Origin of the sequence: Rhizobium sp. 268 (assembly GCF_036571585.1) — a bacterium.
Lineage (GTDB): Bacteria > Pseudomonadota > Alphaproteobacteria > Rhizobiales > Rhizobiaceae > Rhizobium > Rhizobium redzepovicii.
In genome coordinates, this window is record NZ_JAPPSO010000002.1 from 62,840 (window position 1) to 83,838 (window position 20,999).

At 60.8% G+C, this 20,999-nt stretch carries 17 protein-coding genes; 10 read left to right on the plus strand and 7 right to left on the minus strand.

The features are described from left to right. Entirely contained in the window at positions 1-990 is a 990-nt protein-coding gene (locus tag OS035_RS03790; RefSeq protein WP_097628086.1) for a carbohydrate ABC transporter permease, read from the plus strand. 12 nt (positions 991-1,002) lie between these two features. Beyond that, the gene (locus OS035_RS03795; RefSeq protein WP_179867155.1) at positions 1,003-2,049 is read left to right on the plus strand and encodes a carbohydrate ABC transporter permease; all 1,047 of its coding nucleotides are present in this window, start codon (positions 1,003-1,005) and stop codon (positions 2,047-2,049) included. 181 nt (positions 2,050-2,230) lie between these two features. Here OS035_RS03795 and OS035_RS03800 read toward each other — a convergent pair whose 3' ends face one another. Continuing rightward, positions 2,231-3,382, minus strand: coding sequence for an ROK family transcriptional regulator (locus OS035_RS03800; protein ID WP_183854023.1), 1,152 nt, complete (start codon positions 3,380-3,382; stop codon positions 2,231-2,233). A 266-nt stretch (positions 3,383-3,648) separates the two neighbouring features. On the opposite strand from OS035_RS03800, the gene OS035_RS03805 reads away from it, so the two are divergent. Then, positions 3,649-4,668 (plus strand): AraC family transcriptional regulator, encoded by a 1,020-nt coding sequence (locus tag OS035_RS03805; protein WP_097628083.1) that lies wholly within the window; start codon positions 3,649-3,651, stop codon positions 4,666-4,668. A gap of 37 nt (positions 4,669-4,705) precedes the next feature. Here OS035_RS03805 and OS035_RS03810 read toward each other — a convergent pair whose 3' ends face one another. Together OS035_RS03810 and OS035_RS03815 are read right to left on the minus strand one after the other, a co-directional pair. Then, positions 4,706-5,743 (minus strand): LacI family DNA-binding transcriptional regulator, encoded by a 1,038-nt coding sequence (locus OS035_RS03810; protein WP_097628082.1) that lies wholly within the window; start codon positions 5,741-5,743, stop codon positions 4,706-4,708. A gap of 178 nt (positions 5,744-5,921) precedes the next feature. Continuing rightward, complete coding sequence (locus OS035_RS03815) at positions 5,922-6,554, minus strand: TetR/AcrR family transcriptional regulator (RefSeq protein WP_097628081.1); 633 nt, start codon at positions 6,552-6,554, stop codon at positions 5,922-5,924. A 110-nt stretch (positions 6,555-6,664) separates the two neighbouring features. Here OS035_RS03815 and OS035_RS03820 point away from each other — a divergent pair, with 110 nt between their 5' ends. The 5 genes from OS035_RS03820 to OS035_RS03840 all read left to right on the plus strand — a co-directional run bounded on the left by OS035_RS03820 (position 6,665) and on the right by OS035_RS03840 (position 14,710). Continuing rightward, on the plus strand, positions 6,665-7,738 hold the full coding sequence (locus OS035_RS03820) for an efflux RND transporter periplasmic adaptor subunit (RefSeq protein WP_097628080.1): 1,074 nt from the start codon (positions 6,665-6,667) through the stop codon (positions 7,736-7,738). Continuing rightward, the gene (locus OS035_RS03825; RefSeq protein WP_097628079.1) at positions 7,735-8,823 is read left to right on the plus strand and encodes an efflux RND transporter periplasmic adaptor subunit; all 1,089 of its coding nucleotides are present in this window, start codon (positions 7,735-7,737) and stop codon (positions 8,821-8,823) included. The genes OS035_RS03820 and OS035_RS03825 overlap by 4 nt, the downstream gene beginning before the upstream one ends. Further along, positions 8,820-11,891, plus strand: a complete 3,072-nt coding sequence (locus tag OS035_RS03830) for an efflux RND transporter permease subunit (protein ID WP_183779661.1) — start codon at positions 8,820-8,822, stop codon at positions 11,889-11,891. Before OS035_RS03825 ends, OS035_RS03830 begins: the two co-directional genes overlap by 4 nt. Positions 11,892-11,960: 69 nt before the next feature. Next, positions 11,961-13,112 (plus strand): alpha/beta hydrolase, encoded by a 1,152-nt coding sequence (locus OS035_RS03835; RefSeq protein WP_097628077.1) that lies wholly within the window; start codon positions 11,961-11,963, stop codon positions 13,110-13,112. 143 nt (positions 13,113-13,255) lie between these two features. Further along, positions 13,256-14,710: an NCS1 family nucleobase:cation symporter-1 gene (locus tag OS035_RS03840; RefSeq protein ID WP_097628076.1), complete on the plus strand. Its 1,455-nt coding sequence runs from the start codon at positions 13,256-13,258 to the stop codon at positions 14,708-14,710. Between the two features lie 113 nt (positions 14,711-14,823). Here OS035_RS03840 and OS035_RS03845 read toward each other — a convergent pair whose 3' ends face one another. Then, the gene (locus OS035_RS03845) at positions 14,824-16,707 is read right to left on the minus strand and encodes a HAMP domain-containing methyl-accepting chemotaxis protein (protein ID WP_097628075.1); all 1,884 of its coding nucleotides are present in this window, start codon (positions 16,705-16,707) and stop codon (positions 14,824-14,826) included. A 200-nt stretch (positions 16,708-16,907) separates the two neighbouring features. On the opposite strand from OS035_RS03845, the gene OS035_RS03850 reads away from it, so the two are divergent. Both OS035_RS03850 and OS035_RS03855 read left to right on the plus strand, forming a co-directional pair. Beyond that, entirely contained in the window at positions 16,908-17,618 is a 711-nt protein-coding gene (locus OS035_RS03850) for a DUF4272 domain-containing protein (RefSeq protein WP_097628074.1), read from the plus strand. Positions 17,619-17,804: 186 nt separating this feature from the next. Beyond that, a complete protein-coding gene (locus tag OS035_RS03855; protein WP_097628073.1) occupies positions 17,805-18,848 on the plus strand; it encodes a magnesium and cobalt transport protein CorA in 1,044 nt (347 codons plus the stop codon). Here the strand turns inward: OS035_RS03855 and OS035_RS03860 are convergent, their stop codons facing one another. The 3 genes from OS035_RS03860 to OS035_RS03870 all read right to left on the minus strand — a co-directional run bounded on the left by OS035_RS03860 (position 18,849) and on the right by OS035_RS03870 (position 20,977). After that, complete coding sequence (locus tag OS035_RS03860; protein WP_097628144.1) at positions 18,849-19,622, minus strand: phosphotransferase enzyme family protein; 774 nt, start codon at positions 19,620-19,622, stop codon at positions 18,849-18,851. A 24-nt stretch (positions 19,623-19,646) separates the two neighbouring features. After that, positions 19,647-20,528 (minus strand): MBL fold metallo-hydrolase, encoded by an 882-nt coding sequence (locus OS035_RS03865; RefSeq protein ID WP_331813392.1) that lies wholly within the window; start codon positions 20,526-20,528, stop codon positions 19,647-19,649. A gap of 65 nt (positions 20,529-20,593) precedes the next feature. Then, complete coding sequence (locus tag OS035_RS03870; protein ID WP_179867150.1) at positions 20,594-20,977, minus strand: hypothetical protein; 384 nt, start codon at positions 20,975-20,977, stop codon at positions 20,594-20,596. Positions 20,978-20,999 lie beyond the last annotated feature (22 nt).

The following is a 20,999-nucleotide window of genomic DNA, read 5'->3' on the forward strand; positions in this document are numbered from 1 at the left end:
ATGGCTGCTGCTGGTGCATTGCTCTCCCAGGCGGGCGACATGGCGATGAGGGTGGTCGAGGCTCCGATGAATGCGGTCGAGCGCATCTTCGGCCGCAAGCGCATGCCCTGGCTATTCCTGGCGCCGAACCTCGTTCTCTTCGCTATCTTCACATTCCTTCCGATCGCGATCGCGGTCGGCTACGCCTTTACCGGCGGCACCAATCTTTTCGTCTCGGAGCGGCCCTTCGTCGGCTTCGACAATTTCCGCGCCCTGCTTTCCTGCGGCAATTATCTGCAGCCGGGAACCTGCCAGGAATCGCTGTTCTGGACGGCGGTTTGGAACACGCTCTGGTTCGTGGCATTGAACGTCACCGCCACATTGCTGGTGGCACTGATCACGGCATTGATCCTCAATAGGGCGATCTTTGCACGCGGCTTCTTCCGAGCGATGTTCTTCTATCCCGTCTTGCTGTCGCCCGTTGTCATCGGCCTGATCTGGAAATGGTTCCTCGATCGCAACGGGCTGTTGAACGCCTTCTTCCAGATGATTGGCGTGCCGCCTGAGATTTTCCTGCTGGATGTCGGCTGGTCGCGTTTCTTCGTCGTCGTGGTGTCGGTTTGGTTCCATATGGGCTTTTACACCCTCATCCTGCTCGCCGGTCTCCAGGCGATCCCGAAGGAACTCTACGAGGCCGCCTCCATCGACGCCGCTTCGCCGCGCCGCACCCTCTTCAGGATCACGCTGCCGCTGCTTGCGCCGAACCTGCTCGTCGTCTTCATCCTGCTGATGATCAAATCCGTGCAGATCTTCGACGAGGCCTGGGTTCTGACGAATGGCGGCGGGCCCGGCACGGCCAACAGCTTCATCGTCCAATATATCTACCAGATGGCCTTCAGCAGCGATCTCCGCCTCTTCGGCCTTGCCTCAGCCGCCTCGGTTCTGATGGGATTGGTGCTTCTGGTTCTCACCCTCATACAACTGCGCCTCGGCAAGCGAATGGAGTCCTGAATGAACAGCTCTATGAACCCGATCCGCTTCATGACGCGCACGCGCCGGGCCGGACGCATCGACATCACCGATATTCTGTCATGGGTCTGGCTGATTGGCGGAACACTGGCGGTGCTCGTTCCCGTCGTCTGGGCGGGACTTTCCTCGCTGAAGCCGGCGGCCGAAATCACCCGCTTTCCGCCGACGCTGCTTCCGCGCGCCGCCGTGGAGCAGACCGTGCCCGGCTTCGACAAGCCGCTCAGCCTGTGGCAGGTCACGCTCGACGGTCAGCCGCGCGAAATGGCCATGGTGCGGCGCATCGGCCTCAAAGCCCAGATGGTCGATCCGGCAAATCCGGGACAGCCGGTCAGCGTCGACGTGAAGGGGATCACGCCGGTCCAGCATCTGACCGTCGCCACCGAGAATTACACCGACCCGCTGACGCGCTTCAGCTTCCTGACCTTCTTGAAGAATTCAGTGTTCGTCACCGTGGTCGCGACGCTGCTGACGCTGATCGTCAACGCCATGGCCGCCTTTGCGCTGTCGAAATATAAGTTCCGCGGCGACACGACGGTTTTCGTCATCATCATCTCGACCCTGATGATCCCGCTCGCCGTCGTCATGGTGCCGGCCTATCTCGTCATCGTCGGGGTCGGGCTTGCCGACAATCTGTGGGGCGTCATCCTGCCGACGATCGCCTCTCCGACTGCCGTCTTCCTGCTGCGGCAATATATGCTGACCATCCCCGACGAATTGATCGAGGCGGCGCGCGTCGATGCAGCGAGCGAATTCTGCATCTTCTGGCGCATCATCCTGCCGCTGACAGCGCCGGCGCTTGCGGTGCTGGCGATCTTTTCGGTGCTCTGGCGCTGGAACGACTTCCTCTGGCCGCTCATCGTTCTCAACAGCCGTGAGAATTTCACCCTGCAGGTCGGTCTGAACGCATTCCAGGGCGAGTTCTCGGTCCAGTGGCACTATATACTGGCGATGACCTTCCTCAGCCTGCTACCCGTCACCGTCGTCTTCCTGTTCCTGCAGAAATACATCACGACAGGCATTGCAGGTACAGGGATGAAGTGATGAATTCTAACGCGTCGTCCGTTCTGAGCTGAGTGCTTCCAATCTCGTCGCGCCGGCTGATGCGCGCCAAACTTGATCCTGCGGTGCGATTCAGTCCTTCTTAGCGACGCCGTCACGCATTCTTGCGTGCCCCGGCACGAGGGGATGCAGAGTTGGAAGCACGGGCTTGACTGCCGGAGCCTCACAAAACTGTTTCGAAGAGTGGGATCAAGGCCGCGCCAATCGCGCCGGGAGCATCAATGATATCCGCAACTGCAAGCTGCGGAACGTCGCGCACTGCGCCGTGACGAGGCAGATTGTTGAATTCGGTCCGTTCGATCAGCATTCTCGCAAGGGAATGCGGAAGCTCGCCGCCAAGGACGATGAGCGCCGGATCGAAGATCGCGCAGATCGCATTGATGGCGCGATTGTGGGCCGGCATGACCCGGTCGACCCACTCCTCGACGCCGTCCCAACCCACCAGTTCTTCGTTCTTCAGGTCGTTCAGGGTCAGGCCCGGGCGCCCTTTGGCGCGAAGATGTTCGAGCAACTGGTTGAGTGCGGGACGGTCGTCATAGTCCTCACGCGCAAAGAGAACGGAGAATTCGCCGGCGTTGCCGAAACTGCCGCGAAACGGCATGCCTCCGGAAACCAGGCCGCCACCGTAGCCGTGAAGATGGGCAATATAAGCAAAATCCGCGGCATCTCGGCCAACGCCGAAGATCGCTTCCGCCAAGGCTGCGGTCCTGGCGACATTGTCCGCCCAGACCGGCAAGGCAAGCTGCTTCCCGAGCAAAGGTGCGAGATCGATCAGTGACCAATGAGCAAGCGGCAGAGGACAATTGAAGGCAGTCTCCAGCATACGGTGGCCGGCGACCGCAAGGCCGACGCCGAGAATGTCTCGGCGTTTGGCGCCCCGGCGGGCAAGAATGTCTTCGACTGCCGCTTCGATCCGTTCCAATTCCACCGACAGCAAGTCGCCTGCCTGCGGGATTTCCATATTCTCCAGAGGTTCGCCGAAACCCATGAGACAGAGGCCGATCGAGCCGACGTTGACGGCGATTCCGAGCGTCAGACACCAGTCTTTTCGAAGGGTCAGTTCCGGGCTGGGCGGGCCCGCCCGCCGGGCTTCGGCATGGGAAAAGACGATCATTCCTCGCTCATGAAGCCGCGCGACGATCCTGTGCAGGGATTGCTGGGTGAGGTCGAGCGGCTCGGTCAGGTCGGAGCGCTCGATCCCTGGGGATTTCCAGATCAACCGCAAGAGGTCCCGCTCGTTGCGGGACGCCACCCGGGCCGGTTGTGCATCGCGCAAAAAATGCGTGGCAACATGTTCTAGCGGATCATACTTCATTTGCAGATCGTTTTGATTTACACTGTGAGTGTGAAGCACATTGAAGGGGCGTGTTGCTTCTGTCAAATGAGGGGATTCGGTCCCTCGTTTGCCGAGCTTGCTTACCTCATCAAGATTGGCCAAGCCAGCCGAGATGAGCTTATTTCAGGGACTCAAAGAGCGGGTCCGTGCGTTTGGAGGAGAACCCATTCGCCACCACTCAAGCCTGAGCGGGATGGAACGTTCGGCCATGGGGAGGCGGGTGCTGAAAGAGAGGATCGAGCTGCATGAGGTACGAGAACACGGCGCGCGCTCCTGAGCGCGAGGATTATGAGTTCGCACCGACGCACCAAGGCCACGACTTCGAGTCGATGGTTAAAACATTGTCGACCGGTTATGGGGTTTTTGCCGCACAACCGCTGGGCAACGACCGAAACTTCCGTTGGGCGGCAGACTTGAGAAGAGGCGATGGGTTTACGGTCCTTCACTCCGTCTTTCAAAGTTCATGGACAGTTCGAACGCTCAATGAGACGCCCCAACACCTTGCTTTCTACCTCCCACAGACAGGGTCCTTTCGAGTGTCCATTGGGAAAAGGGCGGTTGAAAGTGGAGCGGGTTATGTTCTCATGGCCAATAACCATGAGGCCGGTGATCGTTTCGTCCAGGGTCCGCACACTTCGGATGTCCTCTTCCTCGACTGGAAAATCGTGAAACGTGCGCTCATTTCACTTGCGGAAACGCCGCTGTCCGAATCGCTCGACCTTGAGCCCATCCTGGATCTTTCGACACAATCGGGCCAGCTTATCGGCAACCTGGTGCAGACGATCGTGCAAGGCATGCGCAACGGCGGTCCGCTTCTGTCTTCTCCTCTCGCCATGGCAACGATGAGCGAAACGCTCGCTCATCTTGTCATCCGATTTGGCCACCACCGCCTGTCCGGCCATCTGGAAAAAAAGAAAGTGTCGCTGGTTGCGCCTTGGCATGTCCGGCGTGCCATCGACTATATGCATGCCAATATCGCCGAACCTCTCACCATGACGATGGTTGCGGACGATGTCGGCGTTTCACTTCGCGCCCTGCAGACGGGCTTCAAGGCCTTCAGGGGGACTTCGCCGGCTGGTTACCTGCGCACGATCCGGCTGCAAGCGGCCCGTGAGCAATTGCGGGATCCAACGAACCAGCAATCCGTCCGCGAAATCTGCACGATATGGGGCTTCGCGCATGCGGGCAGGTTCTCCATCATCTATCGTAGCACCTTCGGCGAAAGCCCGCGGGATACGCGCCTGCGGGCGGAGCGCTTGCGTTAATTTAGGCTTCAGCCTTTGACGCCTTCGGATGATTTTTTTAGCGCGGCGGGGCGATGCTGCCGCGCAGAACGAGGTGGCATCCGAGTTCCAGGCGATGGGCCGGCCGCTGCGGGTCGTTGGCGACCAGCCTCTGTTCGATGAGCGCCAAGGCGGCAGCGCCGAGCTTGTCGGTAGGTACGCTGACGGTTGAAAGCGGCGGACGGCTGAATTCGCCGGGGACGATATCGTCGAAGCCCAGCACGGAGATCGCTTCAGGCACGCCTATGCCGTGATCGGCCAATGCCTTCAGGCAGCCGAGCGCCAGATTGTCGGCGGCGCAGAAGACGGCGGTGGCACCTTTCATCGTGGGATCGCGGTCGAGCAGCGCGTTGATGGCAGCCTCGCCGTGACGAGGCTCATATCCTTCGGCCTCCACGATCATGTCTTCGGGCACGGGAAGCTGTGCAGCGAAATAGGCATCGGAAAAGCCGTCATATCTGCGCTGGATGGTCGTGCGGCCCTTCCAGGTCAGGTGCAGGATGCGGCGATGTCCGAGCGCCAGCAGATGCTCGATGCCAAGACGCGCCCCGAAGCGGTTTTCCGGTGTCACCGTATCGACCAGCATGGCCGGATCCTCGCCGTTGACGATAACAACCGGCATATCAGGGGAAGAGAGGCTGCGGATGAGTTCCGGCTGATCGTCGTTCAGCACCACGATGCCGTCGGCGCGCTCGGAGAGCGCGATCTGCCTGACCTCAGCGCCGTCGATGCGCCGTCCGGTGCTGACGAAAGGCACGATCCGGATGCCGCGACGCTCGCACTCCTTCCTGAGGCCGTTGAGGATGGTCCAGCTCACCAGGTTAAGGTCGCTCTCCGGCGCGGCATCGCCCGGAATGGCAAGAAGCAGGACGCGCAGCGCCGCGATCGTCGCCTTCTTCCTGCGGCGGTCGAGATATCCTAAGCGTTTGGCCGAATCCAGGACCCGTTCGCGCACTTCGACCGTCAGCGGCGCGGTTCCGTTCAGCGCATGCGAGGCCGTACTCAGCGATACATCAGCGTCGCGCGCGACATCCTTGAGATTGACTTTGCGTTCCACTTTTATTCCGTCGCGAATTGAGGTTGTGCCTTCGAAGACACAAGCTAACGCGATGTTTTCACATAAAGACTTCAGAAAAGCTACGTGCGCTTTCGCCTATTTTTCCGCTTTCGGCGATAACTGGCCGCAGCGCTGCCGCAAACGGGCGATGATTGCGGGCGCCGAGAGCCATTGGTGATCACAGGGGATTGGCGAGCAGGCCGTTGAACAGCAGGTCGAAATAGGTCCGCAGGAAGGCCTCCTTGTTGGGAGTGGGCACGCGGCGGTCGTCGAATATCAGCCGCAGAACCGTCGTCGTCAGGATAGGCGCGACTACGATGTCGGAAAATTCCACCGGAATTGGACGAAACTCACCCGCCGCCACACCCTCCAGGATGAGGGCGTCGATCTTGGCAATGATCGGCGCGATGAACTGATCGTGGTGGCGATCGATCAGGTCGGGGAAACGCTGTCCCTCCGAAATGACCAGCCGCGTCAATTCGCGCGTCGTGCGGTCCTCGGGGATTTGGTCGTAAAAGAGGCCGAGAATGGACGTCAACCTGTCGGTAGCGCTGCCACTCAGCCGATCGGCGATCGCGAGCAGCTCCTGAAACGGCACGGAGAAGTGAATGATCATGGCTTCGAATAGCTTTTCCTTCGTCTCGAAGTAGACGTAGATCGTGCCCTTGGTGACGCCGACTCTGTCGGCGATGTCTTCGACCCGTGTGCCGGAAAAGCCGCATTTGACGAATTCCTCAAAGGCGGCATGCAGGATCTGGACGGGCCGTAGCGCCTTCTGTTCCGCCCTTGTGAGCTTCTTCTGAGCTGCCATTTCCCACCTCCCCGCTGTTGCGCGCGCACTCGTCCCTGCGGCGCAAAGTTTCATTGACTAATGCGTCAGTCAATTATATAGCAGCTGCCGTGGAGAGCAAGAGGTCAACTATGAGAACCATTCGGATCGCTATCGCGATCGTATGCGCCATCGGTCTCGGATCATGCAGCGATTCGAGCGGGCCGACAGAGCCGATCCCGCGGCAGGTCGGCGTCGTCGTGGCCAAGTCTGAGCCACTGGCCGAGGGCGGCGCGCTGACCGGAGAAGTTCGGGCCCGTATCCAGACCGATCTGTCCTTCCGCGTCAGCGGCAAGATCGTCGAGCGGTTGGTGGAGGTCGGGCAGAGCGTGAAGGCGGGCCAACTGCTTGCGCGCATCGATCCGGAAGAGCAGAAGGCCGACCTGGATGTGGCCGCCGCCAATCTTCAGTCCGCTGAGGCGCAGCAGACCCAAGCGCAGCTTGCCTATGATCGCCAGCAGAGTCTGTTTCGAACGCAGGTGACGACGCGTGCCGCGCTCGATCAGGCGCAAGAGGCGCTTCTGACCGCGCAGGCATCGGCGAAGTCGGCGCAGGCACTGTTGGAAACGGCTCAGGACACTCTGTCCTACACGGAGTTGAAGGCGGATGCCGACGGTGTGATCACCGCGCGCAATGCCGAAGTAGGGCAGGTGGCGCAGGCAGCCCAGGTTGTCTTTACCCTTGCTCATGACGGCGACCGTGACGCCGTGTTCGAAGTGGTCGAAAGCGCATTCCTGCGTCCGGTGGACGGCGATGGAACCGTGACCCTTCTGTCGGCCCCTTCGCAGAAGATCACGGCTAGGGTTCGCGAAATTTCTCCGACGATCGATTCCTCCACCGGCACGATCAGGGTCAAGGTCGCGATAACGAGCGATGCTCCCATTCCGCTCGGCGCTCCCGTCGTCGGGCGATTCACTTACGTCCCGCAGGACGTCATCCAATTGCCCTGGTCGGCCATGACCTCCAAGGATGGCAAACCGGCCGTCTGGATCGTCGATCCCGCGTCGTCGGCAGTTTCGGTCAGGGCGGTCGACGTTGCCGGTTACGAGACCGGCAGCTTCATCGTGAAATCGGGCGTCTCGACAGGAGAGACCGTGGTGACCGACGGGACCAAATTCCTCAGACCCGGTGAAATCGTGTCTTATCTCAAGGAAGCTTCCAAGTGAGTATTCGTCTCAAGATAGTCGCGCTGATGGTGGGCACGGCCCTGGTTTCCTCTTGCGCGCCGAAGGAAGACGAGAGCGGAAAGGAGGCGCCTCGTCCGGTGCTGTCGATGACCGTCAAGCAGACGTCCGCTTCGAGGCTCAGCCTGACGGGCACGATCGAGCCGACGATCGAGACCGAACTCGGTTTCCGGATTCTCGGGCGAATGATCGCCCGCAATGTCAATGTCGGGGATGTCGTCAAGAAGGGTGACGTGGTTGCCGCCATCGATCCGCTGGGGCTGGAGCTTGCGGTGCGCAGCGCCCAATCCGACGTGGAAAACAGCGACGCTCAGCTCAGAAACGCCGTGACCACCGAGCAGCGCCAGCGCGCGTTGCTGGAGTCGCGCTCCGGCACCGAGGCCGCGCTCGAAGAGGCCGAGCAGGCAAGACGCACGGCCGCAGCTGCCGTCGCCAAGGCGCAGGCCAATCTCGACAAAGCCAAGGAGCAGCTCGGTTATGCCCAGCTTCGGGCGGAATTCGACGGGGTGGTGACGGCGACCTCGGCCGAGGTCGGTCAGGTCGTCTCCGCCGGCCAGACCGTCGTGACAATCGCGCGGCCGGACAAGCGCGACGCCGTTGTCGACGTGCCGCAGGGCGCCGCCCAGAGGTTGAACATCGGTGCGCCGTTCGAGGTGACGCTGCAGCTCGATCCGACGATCCGCACATCCGGCGTCGTGCGCGAGATTGCGCCGGAGGCGGAGACGGCTACGCGGACGAGCCGGACCAAGATCGCGCTCAGCGATCCGCCTGAGGCTTTCAGGCTTGGCTCCGTCATCACAGCCTTAGCCACCATCGCCGCCGATCCGGAGATCGTGCTGCCGTCTTCGGCAATCCTTGCCGCCACCGACGGCCCGAGCGTCTGGATCGTCGATGTGCCGGGCAAGAAAGTCTCGCGCCGCCGCGTGAAGATCGACGGAGACGTCGTCGATGGCGGCACTGTCCGCGTCACCGAAGGGCTTGCCCCCGGAGAACGGGTGGTCGTGGCCGGCGTGCATAAACTTGAGGATGGCCAGGCCATCAGGATCGACCAGGAGATCAGCCAGTGAAGTCCTTCAATCTCTCCGACTGGGCGCTCGAACACCGGTCGCTCGTCTGGTACTTCATGATCGTCTTCATTCTCGCCGGCGCCTTCTCCTATCTGAATCTCGGCCGCGAGGAAGACCCGAACTTCACGATCAAAACGATGGTGATCACCGCGCAGTGGCCGGGCGCCTCCGCCGATGAGGTGACGCGGCAGGTGACCGACCGGATCGAGAAGAAGCTCCAGGAACTGGAATCGCTCGACTACACGAAGAGCGAGACCGTCGCCGGCCAGACGACAGTCTTCGTCGAACTGCTGCCGACCACCAAGGCAAGGGATGTCGCGCCGACCTGGCTGCGCATCCGCAACATGATCGCCGACATCAAGGGCGATTTCCCGACCGGCGTCGTCGGTCCCTTCTTCAACGATCGCTTTGGCGACGTGTTCGGAAACATCTACGCCTTCACCAGTGACGGCCTGACCCAGCGCCAGCTTCGCGATCTTGTGGAAGATGCCCGCTCCGAGGTTCTGACCGTGCCTAATGTCGGCAAGGTCGATGTGGTCGGCGCGCAGGACGAGGCGATCTATCTCGAATTCTCCACCCGCCAGATCGCAGCCCTCGGCATCGACCAGCAGTCTGTCATCCAGACCCTGCAGGCGCAGAATGCCGTGACGCAATCCGGCTTCGTCGATGCCGGGCCGGAGCGTATTGCCTTGCGGGTGAGCGGACAGTTTACCTCCGAGGAAAGCCTGCGGTCGATCAACCTTCGCATCAACGACCGCTTCTTCCCGCTGACCGATGTCGCTACGATCAAGCGCGGCTATGTGGACCCGCCCTCATCGCTGTTCCGGTTCGACGGCCAGCCGGCGATCGGACTTGCCATCGGCATGAAACAGGGCGCCAACCTGCTGCAGTTCGGCGAGGGGCTCGATGCGCAGATGAAACGTGTCGTCGGCGATCTTCCGATCGGTGTGGACGTCCACCGTGTTTCCGACCAGCCGCATGTCGTCGATGAGGCGGTTTCCGGCTTTACCCGGGCGCTCTTCGAAGCGATCGTCATCGTGCTCGTCATCAGCTTTATCAGCCTCGGCCTTCGCGCTGGTATGGTGGTGGCGATCTCCATACCGCTCGTGCTGGCGATCACCTTCGTGGTGATGGAATATTCCGGCATCTCGCTGCAGCGCATCTCGCTCGGCGCACTCATTATCGCGCTCGGGCTGCTCGTCGATGACGCCATGATCGCTGTCGAAATGATGGTGGCCCGCCTGGAGGCGGGCGACGATCTGAGGAAAGCTGCAACCTACGTCTATACGTCGACCGCCTTTCCGATGCTGACGGGAACGCTCGTCACCGTCGCCGGCTTCATTCCCGTCGGTCTCAACAACAGCGCCGCCGGCGAATTCACCTTTACGCTTTTCGTGGTCATCGCGGTTTCGCTGGTCGTTTCCTGGATTGTGGCGGTGCTGTTCACGCCGCTTCTCGGCGTCACCATCCTGCCGAAGACCATGAAGTCGCATCATGAGAAGAAGGGCCGCTTTGCCGCCGTCTTCTCCTGGCTTCTGGGGTTGGCGATGCGCTGGCGCTGGATCACCATCATACTGACTGTCGGCGTCTTCGGCCTCTCGATCGGCGGCATGGGGCTGGTGCAGCAGCAGTTCTTCCCCAATTCTGACAGGCCCGAGCTGATCATCGACTGGAACCTGCCGCATAACAGTTCGATCGCCGAGACCAACAGGCAGATGGCCATGTTCGAAAAAGAGATGCTGGCCGGCAACAAGGATATAGATCACTGGACAACCTATGTCGGCCAGGGCGCCCCGCGCTTTATCCTTTCCTTCGACGTGCAGACGCCCGACGTGTCGTTCGGACAGACGGTGATCGTCACCAAAGGCCTCGACGTGCGCGACAAGGTGCGGGCGGAACTGCAGGACTATCTGACGAAAACCTTCCCGGGCACCGACGCCTTCGTCAAGCTTCTCGACATCGGTCCGCCGGTGGGCAAGCCGGTCCAGTACCGCATCAGCGGCCCCGATATCCAGACAGTCCGGGAAGTCTCCCAGCAATTTGCCGGCGTCGTCGGGCAACATCCGCTGCTGTCGAACATGGTGCTTGATTGGAACGAACCCTCGCGTGTGGTCAAGGTCGATGTGCTGCAGGACAAGGCGCGCCAGCTCGGCGTCTCCTCGGAGGATATCGCCACCGCTCTCAACGGCATCGTTGAAGGCTCTACCGCCACACAGATCCGCGATGACATCTATCTGGTCAACGTCGTCGGGCGCGCCCGGGCTTCCGAACGCGATTCCATCCAGACGCTTGAGAATCTGCAGCTCTCGACCTCCAACGGCAAGGTCGTGCCGCTCTCGGCGGTTGCGAATTTCCGCTACGAGCTCGAGCAGCCGACGATTTGGCGTCGTGACCGGCAGCCGACGATCACCCTCAAGGCGGCCGTCATTGGTTCGACGCAGCCGGCCACGATCGTCGACCAGCTCAAGCCGAAGGTCGAGGAATTCCAGAAGAGCCTGCCTGTGGGATACAAAGTGGAAGTGGGCGGTGCGGTCGAATCCAGCGCCGAAGCGCAAGGGCCGATTGCGGCGGTGGCTCCGCTGATGCTGTTCATCATGGCGACGATCCTGATGATCCAGCTGCAGAGTTTCAGCCGCCTCTTCCTGGTCTTCGCGGTCGCCCCGACGGCGCTGATCGGCGTGGTGGCGGCGCTGCTGCTCAGCAATGCGCCGATGGGCTTCGTCGCAATCCTCGGCATACTGGCGCTGATCGGCATCCTGATCCGCAACTCGGTCATCCTGGTCGTGCAGATCGAACATCTGCGCGCCGAGGGTGTTGCGGCCTGGCAGGCGGTCATCGAGGCGACCGAGCACCGCATGCGGCCGATCATGCTAACCGCTGCGGCTGCCACCCTCGCGCTGATCCCGATCTCGCGCGAAATATTCTGGGGACCGATGGCTTACGCCATGATGGGCGGCATCGTTGTGGGAACCGCGCTCACCCTGCTGTTCCTGCCGGCGCTCTACGTCGCATGGTTCAGGATCCCGAGAGACGAAGCCGTCAAGGCCGATGTCCCGGCAGAGGCATGAACGAGTCCGTCAGCCATCGCAGCGGCCGAAGCGGCCGCTGCGCGCCTTGACCTGCGAAGGGATCGCTCGGTGGAGCAACGACGTTTGAACGGGCTTGCGAAGATAGCTCCTGCCGTGCTGGTCGCGCTCGGTCTGGTGGCGCTGACGGGCTGCGTCTCGAGGCCGTCGCCTGATGTCTTGAAGCCGGTGCATCTGCAGGCTCGGGCCGATGAGGCCGTTTCGAACCGGGTTAGCGTGCTGGCTGCGACGAACAGGACCCCCGATACCATGCGGGGCGGTTTTGGGAGCGCATGGGCCGACAACCTCACCTATGAGCAATATGCATTTTCGGTCCCTCCGGACAGGAAGGGTACCACGATCGCATACCCGACCTCGACACTGGATCCCGAACGGCAATTTGCCGTCATCGGCCGCAAGCAGCTTGCAAAGGACGCCTTCGTTGAGGAGGCGCTCCGGTCGGTGCAGCCGGACGGCACCATCGGCATCTTCGTGCATGGTTACAACTACAGTTACCAGGAGGCGCTCTATCGTACGGCGCAGATCGCCGCGGATGCGAAAATGCCGGGGGCTCCGATCCTGTTTTCCTGGCCTTCGGCTGCAGCCGTTGCCGGATATGTCGCTGACCGGGATGCGGCGCTCGCCTCGCGTAGCGCGCTCGATTCCCTCGTCACCTCGCTTTCGGCCTCCGGCAAGGTGAAACGCATCGTCCTGTTCGGACATAGCATGGGTGGGTTCCTGGTCATGGAGACGGTCCGCCAGCTCACGCTGCAGCATCGCGACGATGTCGTCGGCAAACTGGCGGTAATCCTCGCTGCCCCCGACATCGACGTCGATGTCTTCCGCTCCCAACTGGCGGATATCGGGCGAATGCCGATCCCCATATCCCTGCTCGTTTCCAAGGACGACCGGGCGCTCGTGGCCTCGAGCTTCATCGCAGGGGAGCGGCCGCGCGTCGGGCGTCTCGATATTAACGATCCCGTTATCGAGGAGGCCGCCGTGAAAGAAAGGCTCCGGGTCATCGACATCACCTCGATCCAGGCGTCCGATGGACTGGGGCATGATCGCTATGCATCACTCGCCAAGTTCGGTGCGCAGCTTGCCTCCTTCGAAAGCGGCAAGCGTACATCCGCCGGCGATGTCGGCGCCTATGTCTTCGACGCGGCCGGCGCTGCAGTCGCAAGCCCGTTTCGTCTGGCTGGACGCGTTGTCGGCGCGCACTGATCCGCGCGAGGCGCCCAGCGGGATCTGTACAGCGCGGGCACCGACATTGTGTACAATATGACTATTAAATTGTCAGATGCCTAAATGAGGCGCAAACTTCCGTCCGGGGTCGAGTCGGCCTCAGGGGATATGGGAGGGCATTCATGAGCATTCGAAATCCGTCTCCCTCGTTATACAACGAGGATCTTGCACCCGCCGAGGAGCGCAAATGGGGTGCGTTCAGTATCTTTAACGTCTGGACATCTGATGTTCACAGCCTGTGGGGCTACTATCTGGCGGCGAGCCTGTTCCTGCTGTGCGGCAGCTTCGTGAATTTCGTCATCGCCATCGGCATCGGCTCGCTGGTCATCTTTGTGCTGATGAGCCTGGTCGGCAATGCCGGCGTGCGCACCGGCGTACCCTTTCCGGTTCTGGCCCGTGCCTCCTTCGGCACGTTCGGCGCCAATGTTCCGGCCCTGGTTCGGGCGGTGGTCGCCTGCTTCTGGTACGGCGCGCAGACCGCCGCCGCATCCGGCGCGATCGTCGCTCTTCTGATCCGCAACGAGAGCCTGCTCGCCTTCCATCAGAACAGCCATATGCTCGGCCACTCGACCCTCGAACTTATCTGCTACATCGTCGTCTGGGCGCTGCAACTGCTTATCATCCAGCGGGGCATGGAGACGGTTCGCAAGTTTCAGGATTGGGCAGGTCCGGCCGTCTGGATCATGATGCTGATCCTGGCCGTCTATCTGGTCGTCAAGTCGGGCACCTTCTCCTTCGGTTCGGAGATCCCGCGCGACGTGCTGATCGAGAAGACCAAGGATGCCGGCGTGCCGGGCGAGCCCGGCTCGTTTGCAGCACTTGCCGCGGTGGCCGCCACCTGGATCACCTATTTCGCAGCACTCTATCTGAATTTCTGCGATTTCTCGCGTTACGCAACCAGCGAAAAGGCGCTGCGCAAGGGCAATCTCTGGGGTCTGCCGATCAACCTTCTGGCCTTCTGCCTTGTCGCAGGCGTCACCACCACGGCGGCCTTCACCGTCTATGGTGAGGTTCTGCTGCATCCGGAAATGATATCGGCGAAATTCGAAAGCTGGTTCCTGGCGCTGCTTGCGGCCCTGACATTCGCGATCGCCACGCTCGGCATCAACGTCGTGGCGAACTTCGTCTCGCCGGCCTTCGACTTCGCCAACGTCTTCCCGCGCCAGATCAACTTCAAACGCGGCGGATACATTGCCGCATTGATCGCTCTCGTGCTTTATCCGTTTGCTCCCTGGGAGACGGGTGCGGCGCATTTCGTCAACTTCATCGGGTCGACGATGGGGCCGATCTTCGGCATCATGATGGTGGACTACTATCTCATGCGGAAAAGCCAGCTGAACGTCGAGGCGCTCTATCATGAGAATGGCGAGTTCCGCTTCCAGAACGGCTGGCACGGCAATGCCTTCATCGCATTTGCGGTCGGCGCGCTGTTCTCCTCGATTCTGCCGACCTTCACCAGCATCCTGCCGGATTGGTGGGGCACCTATGGCTGGTTCTTCGGCGTCGGAATCGGCGGGGCGATCTATTTCGTGCTGAGAATGGGCGCCCGGCGCAATCCGGCCTTCGCCGCACGATAAAAAGAGAGGCGCCCGGCATTGCCGGGCGCCTTCATCTCTGGTCTGTGCAAGCGGTTAGGGCGAGGGCGAGGGCAGTTGCCGCAGAACCGCTGCACACTTTTGCGCGACCTGCTTTAGCGGCGAGCGGCAACCGCATGGATCGCGGCGCGGGCTGTCGGCTGCGCCATCGTTCTTGCCGTCGAGCGAAGGGCTGACGATTGGTTGGACGTCGTATCGTCGAGCCTGAATTGGGCGATAAGCTCGCGAAGTGTCTGGGCTTGCTGCGCGAGTGAATCTGCTGCCGCCGTTGACTCCTGCACCATGGTCGCGTTCTGCTGCGTGGTCTGGTCCATCCTGTTGACCGCAACGTTGACTTCGCTGAGGCCGATCGACTGCTCTTTCGCAGAAGTGGCGATCGAGTCCATATGGTGATTGATCTGGGTGATGAAGCCGCCGATGGTCTTCAGGGCCTGGCCGGTGTCGCGGACGAGCTTGACGCCGCTTTCAACTTCCTTAGAAGAGTTCTGGATCAGCCCCTTGATTTCCTTGGCTGCACTTGCCGAGCGCTGGGCGAGTTCGCGCACTTCCTGGGCGACGACGGCAAAGCCCTTGCCGGCCTCGCCGGCACGGGCGGCTTCCACGCCGGCATTGAGCGCGAGAAGATTGGTCTGGAACGCGATTTCGTCGATGACGCTGATGATGTTGGAGATCTGCTGCGACGAGGTCTCGATGCGTTCCATTGCCTCTTCGGCGTGGGAAACGACTTCCGCGGAGATACCGGCGCTGCGGTTTGCCTCGGTGGCCACCGTGCGCGTCTCCTCGGTCCGTTTGCTGGAGTTCGCAACGTTTGCGGTGATCTCTTCCAGTGCGGCTGCCGTTTCTTCAAGCGAGGCCGCCTGCTGCTCCGTGCGCTTCGACAGATCGCTTGCACCGGAGGAGATTTCGCGCGTGCCTTCATCGATCGTGCCGATGCTGTCGGAAATAGCCCGGAGCGTCGCGCCAAGCTGGGTGACGGACTGGTTGAAGTCGTGGCGCAGTGCCTCGAAATCGGGCGCGAAGGCCTCGTCGAGTTGGAAGGCAAGGTCTCCTGCGGCCAGCCGCTTCAAACCGGCGGCGAGACCCGAGGTGGCGATGCGCAACCGCTCCGATGCGTCGGCTTCCGCCAGCCTCTGGGTGTCAACGCGGTCAGCCTCCGCTCGGACGCGGTTTTCCTCGGCCTCTGTCGCCATCCGCTTGTTCGCGATGGCGGCCTGGCGGAAGATCTCCACCGCCCCTGCCATGGATCCGATTTCGTCGGCGCGGTCGGCAAATGGGATCTGTGAACCTGTGTCCCCCTCTGCCAGACGCCGCATCGAGGTGGTGATGCCGGTAATCGGGTTGGCGATTGCCTTCAGCACGAAAGCGACAGCACCGAGAACGAGCAACCCGGCGACAGCGATCGTTGCAAGCAGGTAGAATTCTATGGAGGCGAAGGTCTCCGTGCTGAGGTCGGCGGCCTTCTTGCTGCCGATGACGTTCAATTCGACCAGGGCCGCCGTGGCTTCCTTGAGCTTGTCGGAATAAGAGCGCATTCCCCCGCCGAGATATTGCCCGGCTTCCTCGGTCTTGTTGGCACGGGAAAGGACGAGGAGTTGCGAGCTGCTGGAGATGTAACCTTCAACGCTTTCCTTGATCGTCTTGATCAGGTCGCGCTCGCGATCGGACGACGCCAGCGGAAGATAGGCGTCGACCGATTTGCGTATCGCATCCTCGGCAACTTTGATTGCCTCTTCGCGTGTTTTCTTTTCCGCCTCCGACTGCGCGATGATGTGATCGCGGTAAGTGAGGCGCAAATTCGTCATGGCGAGATTGATTGCCTGCGACGCCTGCACGCTTGGCAGCCAGTCGGTGGCAATTTCCTCGGTCGAGCCGTTCGTTTTGCAAAGACCGTCGACCGCGAGATAGGCTACAAGACCGAAAAGAAGAGCTACACCGCTGAAAATCAACAGCAAACTCGTTTTAATGTTTGGACGACGCATAGAAAGTCCTCGATCGAACGGTCCGGCCTCATACCGGCTTGGCTAGGGACATTTGTACCGAGAAAAATTTAACGATTTGCTCAATATGTAAAATGCCGTTTACCAACCCTTCCGGAAACCGACGTCGCTTTTGCGCAAAACATATCCCGATCGCGCTGGAAATGTTTATCGATGCGTCAAAGAGATGAGAGGAGCCATACATGATGAAGCGCCTGTTTTCTGCCCTTCTTGCATTGATCCTTCCGGTTCAGGCAGCCGTCTCGCAACCCGCCGATGAGGCAGGGGCGCGCAAAGCCCGGTCTATCGCTCAGCTTCAATCGGAAGGGGTGCCGACGATCGATCATCTGCCGACCGTCGAGCCCGAGAGCGAAAGTACCCGCCGAAATACCAAGGCGGTCGTGCAACGCACGATCGCGCTTGCGATCGTTGCCGTGAAAGGCGAGACCGGCGACCATGCCATGGGTCAGGCTCTCATCCGGCAGTTCGATGCAGTGAGTTTTTTCACCCCGAAAGAAAAGGCCTTCATGGACGATCCTGATCCCTCCGATCAGGATCGCGCAAACTTCGCGTGGCGTTACGAAGGCGTGCACGTCATGTTGTGGGCACTCGGGATTTCGCCGCAGCTCGAACGTCCCGACCATATCTGCGACGTCCCGTTCATTGCGAAAACGCTTCGCGAATTGGGAACGGACGGGTTGATGCGTCGCGCCAAACTGCGCCCGCAAAAAGAACTGCTCGACGCCGCCGACCTGATCTACCGCTATGATTGGGCGGCCGTGAACGCAAGACTGAAGGGTGAAGAGCCGCCGACCGGATTGGACAAGGGCGTGGTCTACGAATGGCATTACGCCCTCAACTGGCTGATCGGCTACATGGATCAGGACTGGGATGACATTTCCACGGACACGTGATGTGGGTTGCGCGTTCTGCAATGAGTCGCTGGCGCAGAGCTGACAAAAGCCAATGCGCAATCAGCGTTTCTTGGTTCCGCACTGAGACGGATGCATGTTTTACGAAATAGCATTATGATCGACGCGACGCCTGGCCGGCGTTGGTGCGGATGCGTGATCCGTGCGGGAGCGGGAGGACGGCAGGATTTGGAACGGCTGAAGGATCTGGACGAAATTTCCGCGCAGGCGGGCGGCGGTTCGGCATCGTTGCCCTATGAACGGCCCGGCGTCGTGGCTGCCGCCGTGTATCAGCATGGGCAGCGCATTCGCGACATCAGGATAGAAGAAGCCGGCGAATGGCGCAGTCGGGAGAACGCCATCGTCTGGATCGGTCTGCACGAGCCGGACGAAGTGCTGCTGCATCAGGTCCAGGCCGAATTCAATCTCCATGCACTGGCGATCGAGGACGCGGCACAGCCCCACCAGCGACCGAAGCTGGAGATTTATGGGGACGCAATGTTCATCGTTGCCCGGACCGCCCATATGAAGGATGACGAAATCATCTTCGGCGAAACGCATTTGTTCGTCGGCCGCGGTTATGTCGTCTCCGTTCGCCACGGTGACTCGTCCTCTTATCTGTCGGTGCGGCAACGGTGCGAAGCAACGCCCGCGGCGCTCGCCCATGGTGAAAATTACATCCTCTATTCCATCCTCGATTTCATCGTCGACAACTATATGCCGGTCATCGAAGTCGTGCAGGAGGAGGTCGAGAAGCTCGAGGATCTGGTGCTGCGCGAACAGCTGGGGAAGTCCGATATCGAGCGGCTTTATCTGCTGCGGCGGAAGCTCTTGCGGCTGCGCAATGCCGTTGTGCCGCTCGTCGACGTCTGCCGGCGATATGAGCACATCGATCTTCCCGGCATGGATCCGACGCTTCAGTCGCTGTTTCGCGATGTGACCGATCACGTGCGCCGGGTTCAGGAAGATATCGACGCTTTGCGCGAGGTGCTGGCCTTCGCCTTCGAGGCTAGCGTGATGATCGGCCAGACCGAGCAGACGGCGATTGCCCGCAAGCTCGCCGCCTGGGCGGCAATTCTCGCCGTTCCCACGGCGATCGCAGGCATTTACGGCATGAACTTCAGCGATATGCCGGAACTGAAAACCCAGTATGGCTACTTCGTCGTGCTCGGCGTCATCGGCGTCCTGTGTCTCGGCCTCTTTGGCTTCTTCCGTCGGAGGAAGTGGCTCTAGCTATAGGAGCGCGTTCAGCAGTCGGTCTCGATGTTGCTGCACATAGTCGATATCGCTTAGATACAGCTGAGCGTCCCCTGCGGCTACGTGCTCCGCGAAGGTCTCGTCTCCGGCCGAAGCCCTTGCCTGCATGAAATTGGCAAGCGCCTGGAGCCGCCCGCAGACCATCTCCGGGAGCTGTTGCCGTTCTTTTGCCGTTGCCCCGTAGGCCGTGCAGAAGATTTCCGCCCGCCGCAGCTGTTCATCGAGACCTGACAGCACGCCGGGATGGGAGGGATCGGACAAAGGCGCCCAGCGATAGACCGCGTAGGCCAGATCCCAGAGTCGCGGTGCGGGATGCGCGGTATCGAAATCGATGATCCCGACAGCCTCATGCTCTGTCGTGGCGACGTTGTAAGGCGCGTAATCTCCGTGGCAGACGATTTCCCGCGGTTCCTGTGGCGGCAGCATCCACGTCTGGATTTCACCATCCTGCTCCAGAAACCCTTGTGATGCCGCGTGAAAATCGCGCAGAAGCCTGGCCGCCGAAACCAGCATGCGCTCCGATCCGACAAACGTGTCGCCCAGGTCTTCGCAGACGCGCCCGGCGACGAAGCTGACGATCTCCTGGTTTTTCCCTGTGATGTCGATCGGCTCCGGCGCCGCCAGAAAACCTCTGTCCCTGACATGGCGCAAAAACCGGTGCACCGTGGGCGTCCACGCGCCTGATGGTCTAACGACGGTATCGCCGTCGCGCCAGATCTGCCCGGTTCGTCCGCCTTCCAATGGCTTTATGTCATTCTCCCCCTGCAGATCCATCTACGCGGATTTCCGTTTTTCCATGTGGGCCTGAAGGGTGGCGCCAAGGTTTGTCTCGTGGCAGTTCCGGTAGAACGTCACCGTTTCCGCAGGCATGCCGTCGGGGATGGCGATGAAATCTTCAAGCCGGAAACCGCTTGAGCGGCTGAGCTGAACGTCCGCCAGCTGGTTCTCGCTCAACCCGTCGACACGTTCGGCCAGGGCTTCGAAATAGGCAAGATTTGCCTTCTCCGTCGAAGGCGAAGATGTCTGGCCATGCGCGGGGATGACCAGCCTCGGTTCGAGATCACGGATCCGCTCCAGCGATGAACGGATCAGGCGAAGGTCTTCGGCACTTTTACTCCAGACTTCGGGGATAGGATATTCCACCGCATCGACGGCCAGGCAGATGCGAAGCTCGGGAATCCAGACGGCGATATGGTCGGGCGTGTGCCCGGGCGTATGGATGAGTTCGAGCTTCAGATCGCCGCCGTTGAGAAGCATCGAGCCGGAGAAGGTTATATCGGGACCGATGAGCTCGACATTGCGAAACCGCGGTTCCTGGCCAGCCTTGTCTTTCAGAACCTGTTGCTCGGAGGGATCACGCAAGCGGTCGAGTGCTGCGGCATGCGCGATAATCGGAGCGCGGCCGGCAATGGCGGCATTTCCCCAGAAGTGATCCCAATCCATATGCGAATTGATGACAATCAAGGGGCGAGCCGCCGTCTTTTCTTCTAGCAGATCCAGCGCCATCCGGCATAGCTCGGGCGTTCCAAGCGTATCGATCAGGACGCTGAACCTCTCGGTCCGGACAAACACGCCATCGACTTCATCTCCCGCCCGAACGATCACGATCCGGTCGTCAAGTTCGGGATAGGAGCACAATTCTACCGGTGCATTCACGTCTGGTCGCCTCTATTGCAATCGGTCTCTCATTCAGTACATCAAATCAGCTCGGGTGCTCGCCCTTAAGGGTGGTGCGTCTTTCGCTCTACTGGGACATGTACATCCCACCGTTTCATCACAGCATTCGGCACCGCGTCTGGGCAGACGACCATCACGCTGGGTTTTGAGCGGCCGAGGCTCTTCGGCGTCCACTGTGTCTGAAGCGGGACCGCACATCGGGGAACCAGCACCTTCGCGTTGGGCTCCAGCACGTTCCACTGCTCGTGCTCACTGGCGTTCTCCTGCGCGACGAAGCGCCTGGCCTCCTCGCGAATTTCGAACAGGCCGTGTTTTAATTCTGTCGAACGATCGGTTTCGATGCTCCAGGAGGTGAGGCACAGTATGCAAGCCGACAGGGTTGCGGCGACGAGTATGGATCGAAGCTTGGATGCGCGCTCAATAGCCACCTGACTCCCTCTCCCCGGACGG

What these genes read in the sequence shown, in the direction of transcription:
- OS035_RS03790 (WP_097628086.1), top strand. Translation starts at nt 1, where the DNA reads ATGGCTGCTGCTGGTGCATTGCTCTCCCAGGCGGGCGACATGGCGATG.
- OS035_RS03820 (WP_097628080.1), top strand. Translation starts at nt 6,665, where the DNA reads ATGAGAACCATTCGGATCGCTATCGCGATCGTATGCGCCATCGGTCTC.
- OS035_RS03805 (WP_097628083.1), top strand. Translation starts at nt 3,649, where the DNA reads ATGAGGTACGAGAACACGGCGCGCGCTCCTGAGCGCGAGGATTATGAG.
- OS035_RS03800 (WP_183854023.1), bottom strand. Translation starts at nt 3,382, where the DNA reads ATGAAGTATGATCCGCTAGAACATGTTGCCACGCATTTTTTGCGCGAT.
- OS035_RS03840 (WP_097628076.1), top strand. Translation starts at nt 13,256, where the DNA reads ATGAGCATTCGAAATCCGTCTCCCTCGTTATACAACGAGGATCTTGCA.
- OS035_RS03845 (WP_097628075.1), bottom strand. Translation starts at nt 16,707, where the DNA reads ATGCGTCGTCCAAACATTAAAACGAGTTTGCTGTTGATTTTCAGCGGT.
- OS035_RS03850 (WP_097628074.1), top strand. Translation starts at nt 16,908, where the DNA reads ATGATGAAGCGCCTGTTTTCTGCCCTTCTTGCATTGATCCTTCCGGTT.
- OS035_RS03795 (WP_179867155.1), top strand. Translation starts at nt 1,003, where the DNA reads ATGAACCCGATCCGCTTCATGACGCGCACGCGCCGGGCCGGACGCATC.
- OS035_RS03815 (WP_097628081.1), bottom strand. Translation starts at nt 6,554, where the DNA reads ATGGCAGCTCAGAAGAAGCTCACAAGGGCGGAACAGAAGGCGCTACGG.